We start from the raw sequence: 18471 nt of genomic DNA on the forward strand, positions 1-18471 counted from the left end.
TGGCGCGCTGCCCCACCCCGCGAAGAGGCGAAGTGCCGCCCCGTTGACCTGGCACGCGCCGGGTCGCATCGCGCATAAGAATGGTAGTGGGGCCTAAATCCTGAAGACGCGCCGCGCGGTTTCGCCAAGCACTGCCGCTCGCTCCGCCGCGTTGAGAAGGCGCGTCGCATCAATCCCATCGGCAACAATGCCGGCATAAGGCCTCGTGGTGTTTCCGTAATCGGACCCCCACATGAGGCGCGACGCCCCGAACACGTCTACTGCGGTACGAAGGAAATTTGCCGTGTCGATGCCTGCGCCCGCAAGCGCGTCGACATTCAGGCTGGTCCACTTGAAGGCGATCGTCTCGTGATCCTTCAGGGCCATGTGGTCAGGAAGCAGACCGTCCTGGCTGCCTGTGCCTCCAGTCCAACCCAAATGTTCGAGTACGACCTGACAGTCCGGGTAGCGGTCGGCCAGTTCGCGCACCGTCCGGAGGGCCGCCGACCTTGGGTCCATCCGCAGGTAGGTGATGCAGAGCGGGAGCTTTTCAGCCTGTGCCATCTGCCACAATTCCTGCGCGCCCGGAGACTTCAGCCAGGGCAAATCCCCGTCCCCATCGACAAAGCCGGTCAGGCGAATAGCCGAAACGCGCTTCGTGGGCAGGAGCGCCTGAAGCACGCTGCGACTCTGCACCTGCGCAGGATTCAGGATGATCTCCGTGCGGATGCGGTCCCAATGGGCCTGCGCGACGTCGAGAAGATAGGTGTTATCGGTCTTATAGGCGCCGCTATACTGCACCCCGATGCCGGCCCTGATGCCCATCTTTTCCCAGAGGGGGAGCATCTTCTCGGGCGTAACAGGCGCATTGAGGACGCGTGCGCGCATCACCTCTTCCGGCTCACGGGCGTTGCGCATGTCGACCGGATAGTGCGCAAAGTCAGCGGAGAAAAAGTGGATATGAGCATCGATCATGCCCGCCGTTGCATCGGGCTGCGATGGCTGCAGCCGCGTTCGTGCCAGCGCCGGCCCTGCGACGAGGAGCGGCGGAACAGCTCCCAGCAGCGCCCTGCGCGAGAGGACGGCGGAGCGGCCGGGGGCGCTCATCGCACGCCCTTTGCCGTACGAGCCGACAACGCCGGCCCCGACACGATGACGTGGAAAAGGATCATGGCAATGGCCGTGAGCAGAAGCGGCGAAGCAACGATCATATAGATCCACAAGCCTGGGACCTGTGCCGCAAGCATCACGCCGCCAACGGCCGGACCGATCATGGAGGTTACCCGCCCGATCCCCCCGGCCCACCCGATACCCGTCGACCGCATGGAGGTGGGATAGCTTGAGGCAACAAGGGAATTCAGGCCCGCCTGGACGGCGATGACGAAGAAGCCATAAGCGAAACCCAGGAACCAGCCCAGCGCATGATAGCCGCTCACGAAGTAGAAGCAGGTCATTGCGGCAAATCCCAGCAGCGACATGAGCGCCAGTGACGGAGCAAGACCAAGGCGCTGCATGAGCAGGGTCAGCAGAATCGGCCCAGCGATAGCGCCGAACGCAGACACTGACGACATCCGCGCGGCGGCCCCGGTCTCTACGCCCCCGAGAAGATGGAGGAAGCTCGGGAGCCAGGAGGTCAGTGTTGCCACCACGCACAGCGTGCTCCCCATGGCAACCCAGAGGAGCAACGTCATGGGTGCGCGACCGCTTTTGAACAGGCCGATCACCGGCGAGCCCTCATTACGCTCCTCGTTGGACACGAAGATGGTGTCAGGCGCGAGTTGCAGGTCGGGAGCGATTTTTCCGAGGATCTGGGCGACGCGCGGATCCCGGGGATTGCGCGTCATCAGATACCGGCAGCTCTCCGGCAAACGAACGTAAAGGTAGGGCACCAGCAGGAGAAGTGCGATGCCCCCGCCCCATAAGGCGGACTGCCATGAGTGAAAATGAACGAAACTTGGGCCGACAAGCCCGGCCACAGACGCGCCCAGGCCGTGGCCGATGTAAAGCCAGGTGAGCAACTTGCCGCGGCGGTTCTCCGGCATGAACTCGGTCGCCAGCGCGACAATGTTCGGCATCGTTCCGCCCATGGCTGCGAAGGCCAGAAAGCGCACAAGGGTGAACATTTCAAGCGTCTGGACAGCGGTCGACAGGAGCGTCAGCAGCCCGAAGAAAGTGGCACCGACCAGGATGATATTCCGGCGACCGATGCGATCGGCCAGGACGGGGATGGTGTAGAAGCCCAAGGCCATACCGGCTGCCTGCGCCGAGAACACATAGGCCATGGACGGAATGGGTATATCGAGGTCGCGGGCGATGACGGCCGCGAGGTTCGCAACGATATAGGCGTCATATCCTTCCAGGGCCATGAGGATGCCGCACAGGAGATAGATGGTCCAGCGGTAGCGACCCATCGTTGGGCGCTCGAGAATGCTATCAATCGACTGAACAGCCATGCAGATCCCCTCCGGCCCTCCACATATCGCAGAGCGCTCGCCAATCAGCTAACATCACAAATCGACACGGGCAATATATTCTATATAAATTTAATTATTTGGTCGTTTGCGCGACACTTCGCCCGCTGGCGTCGCGAGCTTGTGCTTCGCCAGGAAATTTTGAAGCAAATCTGCCACGGCGACATTATTGAGATCGGCAAAGGGGAGGTGCGTGTTGCCCTTGAGGCCCGCATTGGCAAGCTCGAGAATTTCCGCCTTGCCCCCATATTGATTGATGAGCTTTACGAACCGCCGGTTCAGCGGCAGCGCGAGTTGCGGACCGCGCGGTTGCGACAGATTGTCTCCCCAGACAAATTGCATGGGGATCTTTGCCAGTTTCTTGAATGTCTCGAGCGGCACGTAGACCGGGCCGTAGGGGCCTGGGGGCGAACCGTCATTCTCGCTCTCCGGTAGAACGAAGCCGACATTTTCATAGGCGACAATCGCCTTCACGCGGTCGCTCTCAATCGCCGTGAGGAGAGCCCGGAGGCCGCCCGCCGAATTCGTGATCATGACCACCGGACCGGTCCGCTCCAGTGCGGCGGCTGCGGCATGCGCCTGCAAGGCGACGTTCTCCATCGTATCATATTCGGCATAACGGGCCCGGCTAGCCTGCTCCCAAGCGCGGGCGTCCGCAGTCGGGAACTGCACGCCGGGGTGCCACTTCATATAGCTTGGGCCAAACCTCCAGGCCGTGAAGGTCTCCTGGTCAGATCCCAAGCGCGGGGCTGACTCCACCGTTTCACAGGGCAGATTCGCGCGGCCGACGCGGGGGCCATCCCAGAGATAAACCGGGAAATGCCGTCGCAGAAAGATGCTGTCGAAACCTTCCCCGCCGTCCCACCGGTTTTTCCAGGCGGCGACACTGGAGCTATGCCAAAAGAAGAGGCCAGTAGGGCCCGCATTCGCCGGGATTTGGTACTCCACATAGCCGTGATCACAGACAGTGGACTTGACGGCTGGGTCCCCGACCCGTGTTCCTCCGGCTGCGAAGGAGCCTTGTCGCTCGATCATCAGGGGCGGCGGCCCCGCGGTCCTCGCGAGCGACGCGGATGGTCCCGTAATGACGAGTACCGCGACGAGGAGGCACCGCGCGATCTGGCCGGGAAACATGTGATTGCGAGTCATCAACCTCTCCAAAGAGTTGGCATCTGGAAGGTGAGCTTGATGCTCCAGCACAGACGCCACTCCCTCGACGTCTATATTATAATACTCTATAAATAATGGCAAGCAAACCTGCTTGTGCTCCACCCATCGCTGAATACGCCGCCCTTCTCGACTTTCCCCAAACAGATCGGATCGCTCGCCGGTCCGAAGCGTTATGCTGCAAATGGCACGGGAGCGGGCACGATGGCGCATGAAGATGACCCCACGACGCAGGACGAGGACACGGTCCATTACGGCGGCCCCTCCGGCGGCTTTGGTTCGCTGAGCGGCGTCGCGCGCATCTTCGGCAAGGAGTGGGCAACGCCCATGGCGCTGGAGACATTGCGGCGCCAGAACAAGCCCGGCGGCTTCATGTGCGTCTCCTGCGCCTGGACCAAACCGGAGCATCCCCACCCCGCCGAATTCTGCGAAAATGGCGCCAAGGCGACGCTGTGGGAGCTCACCACGCGCAGCTGCACACCGGACTTCTTCGCCAAGCACACAGTGACCGAATTACAGGCGTGGCAGGACTATGACCTCGAGCAGACCGGCCGGCTCACCCACCCCATGCGCTACGACCAGGCCAGCGATCGCTATGTGCCGGTCAGCTGGGACGAGGCCTTCGCGGGCATCGGCGCTGAACTCAAGGCGCTCGATCCCAAGTCCACCGTCTTCTACGCCTCAGGCCGCGCCAGCCTGGAGACCTCTTATCTCTATGCCCTGTTCGCGCGGCTCTATGGCCACAACAATCTGCCCGACAGCTCCAACATGTGCCATGAGACGACCTCGGTCGGGTTGAAGAAAGTGACGGGGTCGCCGGTCGGCACCTGTCAGCTCAAGGATTTCGACCATTGCGACGCGATCTTCTTCTTCGGCCAGAATACCGGCACCAACAGCCCGCGCTTTCTCCATACGCTCAAGTCTGCGGTGGAGCGCGGCTGCAAGATCGTTACCTTCAATCCCGTCCGCGAGAAAGGGTTGATCGAGTTCGTCGATCCGCAGAACCCCGTTCAGATGGTGACGCAGAAGCGGACCGAGATTTCCTGCCTCTATTATCAGGTGAAGCCAGGCGGAGACATCGCCGCGATCATGGGGATGATCAAGCATGTCCTCGCGGAAGAAGACCGCCAATGGGCCGAGCAAAAGCAGCATCTTCTGGATATGGACTTCATCGCGCAGCACACGCATGGCTTCGAAGCCATGGTCGAGAAGGTCCGCGCGACCTCCTGGGCTGAGATCGAACAGGAGTCCGGCCTCAGCCGCTCTCATCTCGAAACGGCCGGGCAGATCTATTGCGACGCCAAGAAAGTCATCGGCATCTATGGCATGGGCGTCACCCAGCATGTCCATGGCTCGCAGACCATCGGCATGCTGGTCAACCTGTTGCTGCTGCGCGGCCATATCGGCGTCGAGGGGGCGGGCATCTCTCCCGTGCGCGGCCATTCGAACGTGCAGGGCCAGCGGACCGTCGGCATTTCCGAGAAGCCCGAACTCGTGCCGCTTGATCGGCTGAAAGAGCTGTTCGGCTTCGATCCGCCGACCGAGAAGGGCGTCAACACCGTCGAGGCCTGCGAGGGCATCATCGATGGCAGCATTCGCGCCTTCATCGGCCTGGGCGGCAATTTCGTCCGCGCCATCCCGGAGCGGGAGAAGATGGAGGCCGCGTGGACCAACATGCGGCTCACCGTCCAGATCGCCACCAAGCTCAATCGCAGTCATCTGATCAACGGCGAGGTCGCCTATCTCCTGCCCTGCCTCGGCCGCTCGGAGGAGGACATGCAGGCCGGCGGACCGCAGACCGTGACGATGGAGGATTCGCTCTCAATGATCCATGGCTCGGTCGGCAAGCGCAAGCGGGCGAGCGAGCATCTTCTCTCCGAGCTCGCCATCGTCGCCGGCATGGCCAAGGCGACGCTGCCCGCCCGCCCTGCCGTAAAATGGGATGACTGGGTCGGCCATTACGGCCAGGTGCGCAACCTCATCGAGGCGACCTATCCGGACAAGTTCGCGGACTTCAACCAGCGCCTGTTCACGCCGGGCGGCTTCTTCAAGGGCAACAAGGCCCGCGAGCGCATCTGGCAGACCGAGAGCGGCAAGGCCGAGTTCACGACGCCGACGAGCCTCACCGCCATGGGCGTGCCGGACAAGCCGGGCCGCTACCGGCTCATCACCATGCGTTCGAACGATCAGTTCAACACAACGATCTATGGCTTCTCCGATCGCCTGCGCGGGATCGAGGGCACGCGCGACGTGCTGCTGATGAGCCCGCGCGACATTGAGGCAGCCGGGCTTGCGGCCGGGCAGGTCGTGGGCCTCGCCAGCGATGCGGACGATGGCATTGATCGGCAGGTGGGTGGGCTCACCGTGACCCCCTTCGACCTGCCGGAGGGCTGCGTCGGCGCTTATTATCCGGAGATGAACCCGCTCATCCCGCTCTGGTATCATGACAAAGCCTCCAAGACGCCGGCTGCTAAGGGCGTGCCGGTGCGGATCGTGGCGCAGTCGGCCACCGGAGGGGGACAGGCGGGATGAAGCGCAGTGGCGAAGGCGCTCGGGCGGTTCGCCCGGGCGCCGCGCTGCTCGGCCTGCCGCTGCTGCTCGGCGGATGCGAGGCATTGAAGCTCGGCGTGGTCAACCATGCTGGACCTGTGGCGGCGGACCAGTGGCACCTTTTTCTTCAGCTTGCCCTCGTGCTCATCTTCGTAGCGGGGCCCGTTTTCATCCTCGTCCCCCTCTTCGCTTGGCACTATCGCCTGTCCAACCGGGATGACGCCTATCGGCCCAATTGGGGATTTTCCTGGCCGCTCGAGCTGCTCATCTGGATCCCGCCGGCCGCCATCGTGATCGGGCTCGGCGTCCTCCTGTGGAATGCGACGCACCGGCTCGATCCCTACCGCCCGCTCGCCTCCAACCAGCCGCCACTGGAGGTGCAGGTGGTGGCGCTCGATTGGAAATGGCTCTTCATCTACCCCAAGGAGGGCATCGCGACTGTCAATCGGCTGGCCATCCCTGTGGGCCGGCCGGTCCATCTCAGCCTGACCAGCGGGACGGTCATGCAGTCGCTACTGATCCCGCAGCTTGCCGGGCAAATCTATGCCATGGCCGGTATGCGCACGCATCTGCACCTGGCCGCCAGTCGGGCCGGCGTCTTCCGCGGCCAGAACACGCAGTTTAATGGCAAGGGCTTTCAGAACCAGAAGTTCGATGTGGTGGCGCTGCCGCCGGCCGACTATCGCCGCTGGCTGGGGCAGGTGCGCGCCGTCCGCAGGCCGCTCGACGACAAGACGCTGGCGGCGATCACCGCCCGCTCCATCGCCCCGCAACCCGCCCTGTTCTCGTCCGTCCCGCCGGGCCTGTTCGAGCATCTGATGATAGCGAGCACACAGGGGCAGGCCCATTGAGCGCGCCGCTGCTGCCGGCGCTGCTGGGGCGGTTCCGCTGGGATGCGCTGCCCTTCGTGCGTGCCTGGGAAAACCCCAACGCCAATGAACTGATCGCCGCCGGAGCCGGAGCCTTGGTGGTGGCCGGCGCGCTCTTCATGGTCGTGCTGATCACCCGCCTCGGCCGGTGGCGCTGGCTGTGGACGGAATGGCTCACCAGCCTCGATCACAAGAAGATCGGGATCATGTACATCGTGATCGCACTGGTCATGCTGGCGCGCGCGCTGATCGAGGCCAATTTGATGCGGCTGCAGCAGGCGGTGGCAATCGGCAATCCCGGCCTGGTTGCGCCCGAGCATTTTGCCGAGCTGTTCAGCACCCATGGCTCGATCATGATCTTCTTCATGGCGATGCCCTTCCTCACCGGGCTGATCAACTATCTGGTGCCGCTGCAGATCGGCGCGCGCGATGTCGCCTATCCGCTGCTCAACGCCATCGGCCTCTGGCTCACTGCGGCCGGCGCGGGGCTGATGATGGCCCCGCTGGTGATCGGCCGCTTCTCCACCGGCGGCTGGAGCGGCTATCCGCCGTTTACGGAGATCGGCTTCAATCCCGGCGTCGGGCCGGATTACTGGATCTGGGCCATCACTTTGGGCTCGATTGCCTCCACCCTGGCCGGCATCAACATCGCGGTCACCATCTACAAGATGCGCTGCCCGGGCATGACATTGATGCGGATGCCGCTGTTCGCCTGGACCAGCCTGTGCACCGCCATATTGATGATCTTCGCAATGCCGCCGCTGACGGTCGCGACGGCGCTGCTGGCGCTCGACCGCTATCTCGACTTCCACTTCTTCACCAACGCCCTTGGCGGCAACATGATGCACTATGCCAACCTGTTCTGGATGTTCGGCCATCCCGAGGTCTACATCGTCATCCTGCCGGCCTTCGGCATCTATTCCGAAGTGGTCTCCACCTTCTCCTCAAAGGAGCTGTACGGCTACAACTCGCTGGTGATCGCCACGATGGCGATTGCGGTGCTCTCCTTCACCGTCTGGCTGCATCATTTCTTCACTATGGGGCAGAGCCCGAGCCTGAACGCCGTGTTCGGCATCGCGACGATGGCGATCGGTGTGCCGACGGGGGTCAAGATCTACAACTGGATCTGGACGATGTTCCGCGGCGAAGTGCGCTTCACCACGCCCATGTGCTATGCGCTCGCCTTCATGATGACCTTCGTGCTCGGAGGGCTCACCGGCATCATCCTCGCCTTCCCGCCGCTCGATTACATCGTGCACAACACGCTGTTCCTCGTGGCGCATTTCCACAATATGCTGATCTCGGGCACGCTCTACGGCCTGCTCGCCGCCTATACCTTCTGGTTCCCCAAGGCGTTCGGCTTTCGGCTCGATGAGCGGTGGGGCAAGATATCCTGCGCCTGCTGGGTGATCGGCTTCTATCTCGCCTTCATGCCGCTTTACGTGCTGGGCGCTGCAGGCATGGCGCGCCGCACCCCGGCGGTGATGGAGACCGCCTACCGGCCCTGGCTCTATGCGGCAGAAGTCGGCGCGCTGGTGCTGTTCTGCGGCTTCGTCGCACTGCTCGTCCAGCTCTGGGTGAGCCTGCGCAACCGCGCCGCCACCCGCGTCTTCGCAGGCGATCCCTGGGATGGGCGGGCGCTCGAATGGTCGATCGCGGCGCCGCCACCGGAGTATAATTTTGCCCGGCTGCCGCAGGTCGACCAGCGCCACTGGTTCTTTGACGCCAAGCGCAAGGGTGCGCCTTATGCCCCGCCGGCCCGTTATGAAGACATCCAGATGCCGAAAAACAGCGCCGTCGCGCCGATCATCGGGATTGCCAGCACGGCAGCCGGTTTTGCTCTTGTCTGGCATATGTGGTGGCTGGCGATCCTTGGCGTGCTGGCTGTCGTTGCGACGGTGATCACGCGCAGTTTTGCCCGCGACACGCACCGGCTGATCCCCGCCAGTGCGGTCGAACGGATGGAGCGGACCTGGCTCGACGCGGTGGCGCGGGCGCGGCCCATCCCCCGCGAGATGGAGACGACCCCGGCGAATGCGGGCCTGGCCGAGGTGCACCCATGACAGCCGGTGAGACAAAACACCCCGGCCTCAATCTAGGCAGCACCGACGCGCAAGCCCATGAGGCGGCGGGCTCGGCCCTGTTCGGCTTCTGGGCGTTCCTGATGAGCGACGCGGTGATCTTCGCGCTGCTCTTCGCAACTTATGGCGTCATGCTCCCCGCGACCGCCGGCGGCCCGACCCCCGCGAGCGAATATAAGATCGGCCCGACCTTTCTGGAAACGCTGGTCCTGCTCACCAGCAGCCTCACCTACGGCCTGGCCTCGATCGCGATGAAGCATGGGGCGGCGCAGGCGAGCATCCAGACCTGGCTGGGGCTGACACTTGCCTTGGGGCTGCTCTTCCTCGGGCTGGAACTGCACGATTTTGCTGGCATGATTGCCCATGGCGCCACGCCCATGCGCAGCGGCTTCCTCTCGGCCTTTTTCGCGCTGGTGCCCCTGCACGGCCTGCATGTGCTCGCCGGTAGCCTGTGGATTGTCGTGATGATGGCGCAGTTGCGGATCATCGGCCTTGATGCGCGCGTGAAGATCAACCTCCTGAGGCTCGGCCTGTTCTGGCACTTCCTCGACATCATCTGGATCGCGATCTTCTCGACCGTCTATCTACCGGGGCTGATCCCATGAGTGAACGCCGAGACGATCCTCGCCGCGAGGCGCGCGGTTATGTGCTGGGCTACGCCGCCGCGCTCTTGCTGACCAGCGTCGCCTTTGCGCTCGTGCGCTGGCCGGTGCTTGCCAGCACCGCCACCTATGCGCTTGTGCTTGCCTTGGCACTCATCCAGATTGTCGTGCAGTTTCGCTGCTTCCTCCACATCGGCCTCAAGCGCTCGACGCGTGACGACCTCCAGCTCATCCTCTTCTCCAGCCTGATCATCGCGCTCATGGTCGGCGGCACGCTGGTGATCCTGTTCAATCTGCGGATGCGGATGATGTGAGCGGGCGGTCGTTGCGGCGCCAACCTAGCGACGGATGGGCGCCACCTTGGCCAGATCGTTCCGGATCGTGGTCGCGGCGACGCCGCCCTCCCCCATCGCGTGGCTGATCTGGTCGAGGCCGAGGACGACATCGCCAGCGGCATAAAGCCCGGGGATGTCTGTGCGCTGATGGGCGTCGACCATCAGACACCCCTCGGATGTGCGACTTGCGCCGAGCATCCCGGCAAGCTCCGAGCGGATGTCAGAACCCAGCGCCGGATACAGCGTGTCGAAGCGGCGCGTCTCGCTCTCGATGCCGAGCGCGATCTGGTCTTCCACCAAGCTGATGGACGTACATTGTCCGGCGATCCCAATGCCCGCTGCCTTCAGCCCCGCGCATTGCGCCGGTTCCAGACTATGTCCCCCTTCAGGCGCGACCAGCGTGATATCGGCGGAATAGCCGCGAAGGAACGTGGCTTCATTATAGCCGCGCTCGCCCGTTCCGAGCACCGCGATCGCCTTGTCCGTGACTTCATAGCCATCGCAGATCGGGCAATAGCGGAGCCGACCGGTCGCAAGCGCGCGATCATGGCATAGATCGTCCATCATCATGGGGCGGCGATTGACCACGCCGGTGGCGAGCAGGATGGTCCGCGCAGCAAGGCTTCGGCCGCCCGCGTGCGCGATGAACCGGCTGCCATCATGCGCGAGGCTCTCGACGATCCCGTCCTGCAGGCGCGCGCCATAGAGGACTGCCTGTCGACGCATCCGTGCAAGCAGATCGACCCCGGAGATGCCTTCCGGAAACCCGGCATGATTGCGGGTGAGCGGGATCAAGGCGGCTCGGCTATGTCCGCCGTCTATGACGCAGACCGTCAGATGAAAGCGTGCGAGATAGATCGCGGCGGTCAGCCCCGCAGGGCCGCCGCCGACGATCAGGCAGTCCAGCCGTTCAGCCGAAGGGTCGGCCGGCTCCTGGACGGCCATGCTTATTTGCTGGCCTGCGCCATCAGCTCGGCCTTGCGGGCCGCGAGCTCGGCGCCCAGGGCCTTGAGATCGAGTTCGCTCTCGCGGCTTTCAGCAAACATTTCCTGCTCCTCTTCCTCGACATGGTGCTCAACATATTCGCCAAGCACCGTCACTTTGGCGTCGAACAGGCGGTCACCCGCCTTCATGGCCTGGATCTCGGCGATGAGTTGCTTGGCGCTGGCATGTTCCACTTCGGCTTCGTCGAGCAGGTCATCATCGTCGATGGCCTCGCGCGCGGCGGGATAGAAGATTTCTTCTTCGATCTGCGCATGAACCGTCAGAGCAAGGCAGATCTTGTCAGCCAGCACCTGCTTCTCGGCATCGTCTTCGAGATCAGCATATTGATCGAAAAAGCCCTTCACCTCCTTGTGGTCGTCCTTGAGCAGCTTGATCGCGTCGGCGGGCTTTGCCGCCGCCCGCTGGGTCTTGCGCGCCGTCTTCGAGGCGGGCTTCTTCGATGCGGGTTTCGCTTTGGGCTTTGCGGCAGTCTTGGTCGTGGCCATGTCGTATCTCCATCATGGGGACGCATGCGCGCGCCCCTTCGCAGAACAACCACCGAACGACGCCGCGGACCCCGACGCGCCGCCCATATTAACCTTTGGCAATACGATTGCCGTCGTTCATCGCTCCGGCTCCAGACTGGCGATCAGCCCGGGAACGACCGGCAGGAGATCGCGCGCGAGAAATCCGACTTCAGCAATCTGGCTGGCAACGCGGGCGCCCGCCGCGCCATGGACGAAGACACCCCAGGCCGCCGCTCGCAAAGGATCGGCGCCGCGTGCGGCAAGGCCGCCGATGAGACCGGCCAACACATCGCCCGACCCGCCCGTGGCAAGACCGATGCTGCCGCCCTCGAACAGCAAGGGCTCATCTTCCGCAGGTGATGCGATGAGGGTTTTGGCGCTCTTCAGGACGACGACCGCATGGAAGGCGCGCGCCACATGCAGGGCTGCTGCGCGCGGGTCTTTGCGGATCACGTCGATATCCTGCCCGGTCAGAAAGCTCATTTCCCGATGGTGGGGCGTCAGGATGACCCGCCCCTCATGCGCCGCCACCAGCTTCTCGAGCTTTCGGGCACAAGTGAGGGCAGCGGCATCGAGGATGATCGTCTGGCCCGGACTTGGCGTGCCGAGCAGCGCGGCGACAAACTGCTCGGTGCGATCCCCCGCGGACATCCCCGGGCCAAGAATGAGCGTGTCACAGCGCGCGAGGCGGTCCTGCAGCAACGCGACCGCCTCGAGCGCGATCTCGCCATCCTCATCCGCAGGCAGGGCGATCATCGCCGCCTCGGGCACCAGGACGGCGAGCGCCATTGCGGCGGATCGCACCGTCGCCATCTGGAGCTTGCCGGCTCCCGCGCGCAGCGCCGCCTCGCCGGTGAGCCTGAGCGCGCCCGGCATGAACTCCGCGCCGCCGACCAGGAGAACCCGGCCCCGCGCGTCCTTATCGCCCAGCGCCGCGATCGGCGGCAGCGGATGGGCTTCGAGCCAGGCGCGGTCGAGGGTCGGCATCATCCGCGCCGCCCCGTGATCGCGTCAGGTTCGCTGGTGACCGGGGTCGCGTGGTTCTGCATCGGCGCTGTCACATTGTAGCGCTGGAGCTTGAGCCCGCCATCCCGGCCGGCCGACGGATCGAACAGATAGTCGGTAATGGCACAATTGGCCACGTCCCCTTCACGGTCGATGGCCAAGATGCCCTGTTCATCGAGGCTCTCGATGATGTAGCGCATGCAGAGGACCACCACCTGATGCGTGAAGATCATCACCCGCTTTCCGGCATAATGAAGCGAGATGGTATCAAGGACCGAGCGCAACCGCAGGATGACATCGCACCAGCTCTCGCCCCCGGGCGGGCGGTGGTAGAATTTCCCCAGCAGGCGCCGAAATTCGGCCTGATCGGGGAAGATGTTCGCCACGCCGGGCGTGGTGAGGCCATCGAGAATGCCGAACTCCTTCTCACGCAGGCGCTCGTCAAAGCAGATCGGCTCCTGCCCGTCGGTCCCGCCGGCCTCGCGGAAAAGCTCCGCGGTCTGAAAGGCACGGAGATAGGGAGAAGATAAGAGAATCTGTGGCCGATGCTCGGCCGGCTGCTCGCAGAACCACAGGCCCAGCGCGCGCGCTTGCGCCGTTCCGAGGTCGCTCAGCGGCACGTCGGCATCCCGCGAGGTCAGCGCGATCCGGTCATGCGCTGCCTCGTGCGCAGCGTCGCGAGCGACATTCCCCGCGCTCTGCCCGTGGCGCACGATAATCAACTGTTCTGGCCAATGCATACTGCCTCCGCTGGTGATCGCGGAACGTTCCTGACGCTTAATTCGATCCCTATGAGCGTAGAGCGCGGACAGCGAGCACCCCGGCGGCATCCGCGATTCAAAGCGCTCCAGTTGTCCGCTTCCGAGCCCTTGCTGTCTAAGCCGAGTGCTCCACTCAACGCACCGGTCGGTTGTTGAAGCCGAACCAATAACGGCTCCGAAGGCCAGAAGATTGGGGTTTACAACACCGCTCGGTCGGCAGGAGGGGCCACGCCACCCGCTTCATTCTCGCTCAGCGGCTGCAATCGAGAATCATCTTTTTTGAGTCCCGCGCCTTAGACTGCTTTCTTGGAGTAGCTGGGAGAGTGGCATCGGGCGGCCGAACAGCCAGCCTTGCAGCCAGTGGCATCCTGCGGCCCGGGCGAGGGCCGCTTGATCTTCTGTCTCCACGCCTTCTGCCGTGATCCTAAGACCCAGCGCTTGGGCCAGCGCTACAATGGCTACCAACAAATCGCGACCCGACGCACAGCCCATGGCTTCTTTCACGAAGAGCTTATCTATTTTCAACCGGTCGAATTTGAAGGATTGGAGGTAACCAATACTTGCGAAGCCAGTTCCAAAGTCGTCCAAAGCGAGCCGGATGCCCAAGGTCCGCAGATCGGCCATGATTGCCGCAGCGGCCTGTGGCCGACCCAGCAAATAGCTTTCAGTGATCTCGAGTTCGAGCCGGTCAGCTGGAAAGCCTGTGTCGGCAAGGATCGCGCTGATCTGATCAGCAAGATGTGCATCCCAAAACTGCGCGGGCGAGAGGTTGACCGAAAGATCGATGCCGAGAGGCTTGATGTCGATGCAGGCCCTGCGGAGCACCTGCCCTCCCAAGGAACCGATTAAGCCAGTCATTTCGGCAAGCGGAATGAAGACATCTGGGGGAATTGGACCTTCGGTGGGATGGGTCCATCGCGCTAGGGCTTCAAGCCCAACAATGGCGCCGGATTCCGCTAGAACAATGGGCTGATAGGCCAGTTCAATTCGATTTTCCGCGATTGCAATGCGTAGGTCCTGTTCAAGACGCTTCCGCACGAGATGTTCTTCGTCCAGTTCGAGGGTGAAGTCGCTCCAGCGGTTCTTCCCCCTGGCTTTGGCATTGTACATTGCAACGTCTGCACGGCGCATCAGCTCGTCGATATCGACGAGAGCATCTGAAGAAGACGTCACGACGCCAACGGATATTCCGATGAGAATATTGGCGCCGGCAACCGGAACCGTCGTCTGAAAGGAGGCGATAATGCGTTCGGCGAGCGAACATCCCGGGCCATCGACATCAAGCTGGCACAATATTGCAAACTCGTCGCCGCCCGTGCGAGCAATCAGCGAATGCGCCGGTGCGGCCGCCGCGAGCCGGGATGCCACCTCCCGCAGCAGGGCGTCTCCTGCGCCATGGCCATAAAGATCGTTCACGCCTTTGAAGCCATCCAGGTCCATGTAAAGCAAAACGAAATGATTACCGGTCGCAATCGCCTCGTTGAGCCGACCGAGGAGGACGCGGCGATTAGGAAGCTCCGTTAAAGGATCGTGGTTCGCCAAATGCTGAGTTCTGGCTTGGCTGGCTGTCAATGCTGCAATGGACTGCCCCCCCTGCCGCAGGATAAAAAGCGCAGCGATAACCGCGACAACCATGATGCCGGCAAACCCGGGGATGACCTCGCGACGAAATTGTGTGCCAGGGGTCTCGAACGCGACCTCAACGGATGCGATCTGGTTACCATCCATATCTCGCAGGGCTAGCGCGGCGCTCGACGGGGCTGGCCGTGCCAGGTTTAGCGCTAGGGCGGGGAGATGGTGCTTGCCACGGATACTGGCGAGATGGCTCGCATCAAAACGCTCGGCTATGACGAGCAAGTGCCTCTCACCCACAGGCGCCGACACTTTGTTGGTCAAGGGAACAACGGCAGCAACCGAGTAGACGAAAACCTGACGTTTCTCGCGGGCGAAGCCGCTGACGATTGGCGTGCCACGATCATCCATAGCACGCACTTTTGCCATCGCCGTCTGAATTGACGGCCCCAGTATCTCGGCAAGTTTAGATGAGGATCGGTTCCCGTTGCTAAAGGCGTAGCGGGTCTCCCCGTCAGGACCGATGACGAAGACATGGTCATAATTCTGGGTTTTGCCGAGGTAAGCCGTGATGTTGTCGTCGATCCACACCGCGCTGAAGTCGGACGAAATGTGGCGCACGGCGTCATCCCACTTCGCGTAGTCCTGTAGATCATGCTCCACCATGGAGACGCTTGTCGCGAGGGCAGCTTCCAGCGTCCGCGTCTCGCGTACTGCCTCAAGCCGATCCTGCGCGGAGGTCGTGACTAAAATGAGCCCTAGAATGCTTCCGAAGCACAACCCGAGAAGCAATAGCACAGGCCAGAGATAGCGAGCAGGCACGCGTTGAATGAGTGACATAGGCCTTTGCTGATGTGACTGTTTTCAGCACCTTTGGGCCGCAGGTCGTACCAAGACGTTAATAAAGATTCTCCATTCACCGCATTTCGGATGGAGGGAAAGCTAGCGCCTTTTTCGCTCAGAATGGCCCGTATCTCAGCAGGACCTCGCTGACAAATTTCCGTCTGAGAAAGTGTGCGGACGAACTGCCACGCTCCCTTGAAGTCTCCCTTACGCGAGCTTGCAATCGGCTGAAATTGTTCTCTGAGGCCAAATGCCGTTTGCGTCTTATGACGACTGCACTCCATACGAGCGCTACCCTTTGCCTTCGTGCTGACTGCCGCTCATCGCATCACGACATCCGCCGGCTGTGACGGAAGCGGGAATAGCGATTGAGCAGATCGTTGATCAGTTGCTCGTCGGTATAGCCGGTCACGTCATGAGGCTGCCCGCCGTCGGAAGAGTGCGCCACGGCGCGATAATGTAGGCGCTCTCGCTCCTGGATCTTTCGCGGCTCGGCCCAGACAAAACTCGCCACGCGAAACCCGCGCGCACGGACGGTGTAATCGAAGTCGCCGCGATCGCCATGCGGGATGGTGAGTCCCACATGGTCGGCATCCTGCATGAGGCGCGCGGAAATGCCGCTGTCTCGCATCTGCGCCGCCACGGCCGCGAGGGCCGGCTGGGCAATGTCGGCTAGAAAAGTAAGGACTTCGTCTCGATCGTGAAACCGGGTGATGGTTGCGAGGCGCTGCTGCCATGTGAGGGCGGTTTCTGCGCCCGTGGCATCACCCGCAGTAGACAGGTCCATCGCTTCCTGGCTCTCGGTTTGAAGGGCTCGCAACAGGCCATAGCAAATGAACACCATGACCACAGCGAAGGGCAACGCGCTGGCGATCGCCGCGGTTTGAAGCGCCTGAAGCCCGCCGGCGACCAGCAGCACCGCCGCGACACCGCCGGCGCAGACCGCCCAGAAGACGCGCTGCCAGACCGGAGGGTCTTTCGCGGCCCCGGACGTGATCATATCCATCACCAACGCGCCGGAATCCGCCGACGTTACGAAGAACGTGATGATGAGAAGCGTCGCGATGCCTGAAACAATAGTGGAAAGCGGGAGCTGCTCAAGCGTCTCGAACAAGGCGACCGGGAGGTTGTTAGCGACCGTATCGGCGATGTGGGCTGCGCCGCTCAGATCAAGCGCGATCGCCGTGTTGCCGAATACGGTCATCCAGAGGAAGGTGAACAATGCCGGGACGAGCAGAACGCCGCCAACAAACTGACGGATTGTGCGCCCGCGCGAGATGCGCGCGATGAACATGCCGACAAATGGCGACCATGCGATCCACCAGCCCCAGTAGAACAGCGTCCAGCTACCCAACCACGGATTAGGCTCGTAGGCGTACAGGCGGAAGGTGCGCTGCACGACGTCGCTGAGATACGTCCCCACATTCTGGACGAAGGCCTGAAGCAGAAACACCGTCGACCCTGTCACGAGCACGAAGACCAGCAAAAGGGCGGCCAGAATGATGTTCAGTTCCGACAGGCGCTTCACGCCTCGATCCAGCCCCATGACAACCGACAGCGTCGCCAACCCCGTGATGGCGGCAATCAGGACCAGCTGGATGACCGTATTGCTCGGCAGACCGAACAGATAGCTAAAGCCGGCATTCACCTGCAACACGCCCAGACCAAGCGAAGTCGCCACCCCGAACATGGTGCCCAGCACGGCGAAGATGTCGACAGCGTGGCCGATGGGACCATAGATCCGCTCCCCGATCAACGGGTAGAGCGCCGAACGGATGGTGAGCGGCAGACCGCGGCGAAAGGCGAAATAGGCGAGCGCCAGGCCGACGACGATATAGATTGCCCAGGCGTGGAGCCCCCAGTGAAAAAAGGTAAGGACCATCGCCTGCCGGGCGGATTCGATCGTGCGGCCTTCGCCGACCGGCGGTAAGGCGTAATGCTGGATGGGCTCGGCGACACCGAAGAAGATCAGCCCGATCCCCATCCCGGCGCTGAACAGCATCGCGAACCACGATGGATAGCTGTAGTCCGGCTCGCTGTCGTCGGAGCCAAGTTTGACGTCGCCATAGCGGCTGAACATCAAAAAGAGGGCAAACACGAGAAAGCCGGCCACCGATGCAATGTAGAACCAGCCGAAGTCCGCCACGATGAGCGCCTGCGCAGCGGCGAATAGCCGACCGGCAACATCAGGAACGATTGCTCCAAACAACACAAAGGCGAGAATGAGGCCGGCCGAGACGAAGAACACGGTGGGATTGATCTCAATCCGGCGCTTTATGGTGCCTTCCGGCGTCTCATTAAACGATGGCTCGCTCACCTCTTCCCCCCATGCAGCGAGAACTCTCTTCACGAAAGGGAACGAGGCGAAGCGCGGTCGGTTGCATATGGCTCACAAGGGGCCGTGACCACGTCACCGGCGTAACCTTATAGCGCGGCATCTCTGCACCTGTCCGCTGGCGGAAGACTGACCCACGGAGATGCCGCCCCAATGTGGGTGGTCGTCCAATCGAAGCACCTGCGCGCCTGCGAGCAGGGTTCAAAACAATCCCGAGACAAAGCGTAAAAATGGCGGAAAAGGCTGGAGCGGGTAGCGGGGATCGAACCCGCATCACAAGCTTGGAAGGCTAGTGCTCTACCATTGAGCTATACCCGCTCATCGACCGTTCGCCGATCCTCACCGGCACTCAGCCGGGACGACCGCTCAGTGGCGATGCGCTGGAGCCAT

Annotated in this window: 14 protein-coding genes and 1 tRNA gene; 5 read left to right on the top strand and 10 right to left on the bottom strand. The window is 62.6% G+C overall.

Annotated elements, in window-relative coordinates; all coding sequences use genetic code 11:
• Positions 1–93 precede the first annotated feature (93 nt).
• From M2339_RS10835 to M2339_RS10845, 3 genes are all read right to left on the bottom strand, one after another.
• Positions 94–1086, bottom strand: a complete 993-nt coding sequence (locus tag M2339_RS10835; RefSeq protein WP_264586621.1) for an amidohydrolase family protein — start codon at positions 1084–1086, stop codon at positions 94–96.
• The gene (locus tag M2339_RS10840) at positions 1083–2432 is read right to left on the bottom strand and encodes an MFS transporter (RefSeq protein WP_264586620.1); all 1350 of its coding nucleotides are present in this window, start codon (positions 2430–2432) and stop codon (positions 1083–1085) included. The genes M2339_RS10835 and M2339_RS10840 overlap by 4 nt, the downstream gene beginning before the upstream one ends.
• Before the next feature lie 90 nt (positions 2433–2522).
• A complete protein-coding gene (locus tag M2339_RS10845; protein ID WP_264586619.1) occupies positions 2523–3599 on the bottom strand; it encodes an alpha/beta hydrolase in 1077 nt (358 codons plus the stop codon).
• Between the two features lie 222 nt (positions 3600–3821).
• Between M2339_RS10845 and M2339_RS10850 the strand changes: the two genes are divergently transcribed.
• Genes M2339_RS10850 through M2339_RS10870 form a run of 5 tightly spaced genes read left to right on the top strand, consistent with a single transcriptional unit; the run spans position 3822 to position 10033 of the window.
• Positions 3822–6149 carry an FdhF/YdeP family oxidoreductase gene (locus tag M2339_RS10850; RefSeq protein WP_264586618.1) on the top strand — a complete coding sequence of 776 codons (2328 nt, stop codon included), beginning with the start codon at positions 3822–3824 and terminating at the stop codon, positions 6147–6149.
• Positions 6146–7018 (top strand): cytochrome ubiquinol oxidase subunit II, encoded by an 873-nt coding sequence (locus M2339_RS10855; protein WP_264586617.1) that lies wholly within the window; start codon positions 6146–6148, stop codon positions 7016–7018. Before M2339_RS10850 ends, M2339_RS10855 begins: the two co-directional genes overlap by 4 nt.
• Positions 7015–9099 (top strand): cbb3-type cytochrome c oxidase subunit I, encoded by a 2085-nt coding sequence (locus M2339_RS10860; protein ID WP_264606336.1) that lies wholly within the window; start codon positions 7015–7017, stop codon positions 9097–9099. Before M2339_RS10855 ends, M2339_RS10860 begins: the two co-directional genes overlap by 4 nt.
• Entirely contained in the window at positions 9096–9722 is a 627-nt protein-coding gene (locus M2339_RS10865; RefSeq protein ID WP_264586615.1) for a cytochrome c oxidase subunit 3, read from the top strand. The genes M2339_RS10860 and M2339_RS10865 overlap by 4 nt, the downstream gene beginning before the upstream one ends.
• Positions 9719–10033 carry a cytochrome o ubiquinol/quinol oxidase subunit IV gene (locus tag M2339_RS10870; protein WP_264584318.1) on the top strand — a complete coding sequence of 105 codons (315 nt, stop codon included), beginning with the start codon at positions 9719–9721 and terminating at the stop codon, positions 10031–10033. Before M2339_RS10865 ends, M2339_RS10870 begins: the two co-directional genes overlap by 4 nt.
• Positions 10034–10057: 24 nt before the next feature.
• Here the strand turns inward: M2339_RS10870 and M2339_RS10875 are convergent, their stop codons facing one another.
• The 7 genes from M2339_RS10875 to M2339_RS10905 all read right to left on the bottom strand — a co-directional run bounded on the left by M2339_RS10875 (position 10058) and on the right by M2339_RS10905 (position 18399).
• Positions 10058–10999 (bottom strand): NAD(P)/FAD-dependent oxidoreductase, encoded by a 942-nt coding sequence (locus tag M2339_RS10875; protein WP_264586614.1) that lies wholly within the window; start codon positions 10997–10999, stop codon positions 10058–10060.
• A 2-nt stretch (positions 11000–11001) separates the two neighbouring features.
• Entirely contained in the window at positions 11002–11544 is a 543-nt protein-coding gene (locus M2339_RS10880; RefSeq protein ID WP_264586613.1) for a hemerythrin domain-containing protein, read from the bottom strand.
• A gap of 117 nt (positions 11545–11661) precedes the next feature.
• Entirely contained in the window at positions 11662–12555 is an 894-nt protein-coding gene (locus tag M2339_RS10885) for an NAD(P)H-hydrate dehydratase (protein WP_264586612.1), read from the bottom strand.
• The gene (locus tag M2339_RS10890; protein WP_264586611.1) at positions 12552–13310 is read right to left on the bottom strand and encodes a histidine phosphatase family protein; all 759 of its coding nucleotides are present in this window, start codon (positions 13308–13310) and stop codon (positions 12552–12554) included. Before M2339_RS10890 ends, M2339_RS10885 begins: the two co-directional genes overlap by 4 nt.
• 291 nt (positions 13311–13601) lie before the next feature.
• Positions 13602–15743: a putative bifunctional diguanylate cyclase/phosphodiesterase gene (locus M2339_RS10895; RefSeq protein WP_264586610.1), complete on the bottom strand. Its 2142-nt coding sequence runs from the start codon at positions 15741–15743 to the stop codon at positions 13602–13604.
• Between the two features lie 331 nt (positions 15744–16074).
• Complete coding sequence (locus tag M2339_RS10900) at positions 16075–18063, bottom strand: BCCT family transporter (protein WP_264586609.1); 1989 nt, start codon at positions 18061–18063, stop codon at positions 16075–16077.
• Between the two features lie 262 nt (positions 18064–18325).
• Positions 18326–18399: transfer RNA gene (locus tag M2339_RS10905), tRNA-Gly, on the bottom strand.
• Positions 18400–18471 lie beyond the last annotated feature (72 nt).

It is taken from the genome of Sphingobium sp. B2D3C (assembly GCF_025961835.1).
Lineage (GTDB): Bacteria > Pseudomonadota > Alphaproteobacteria > Sphingomonadales > Sphingomonadaceae > Sphingobium.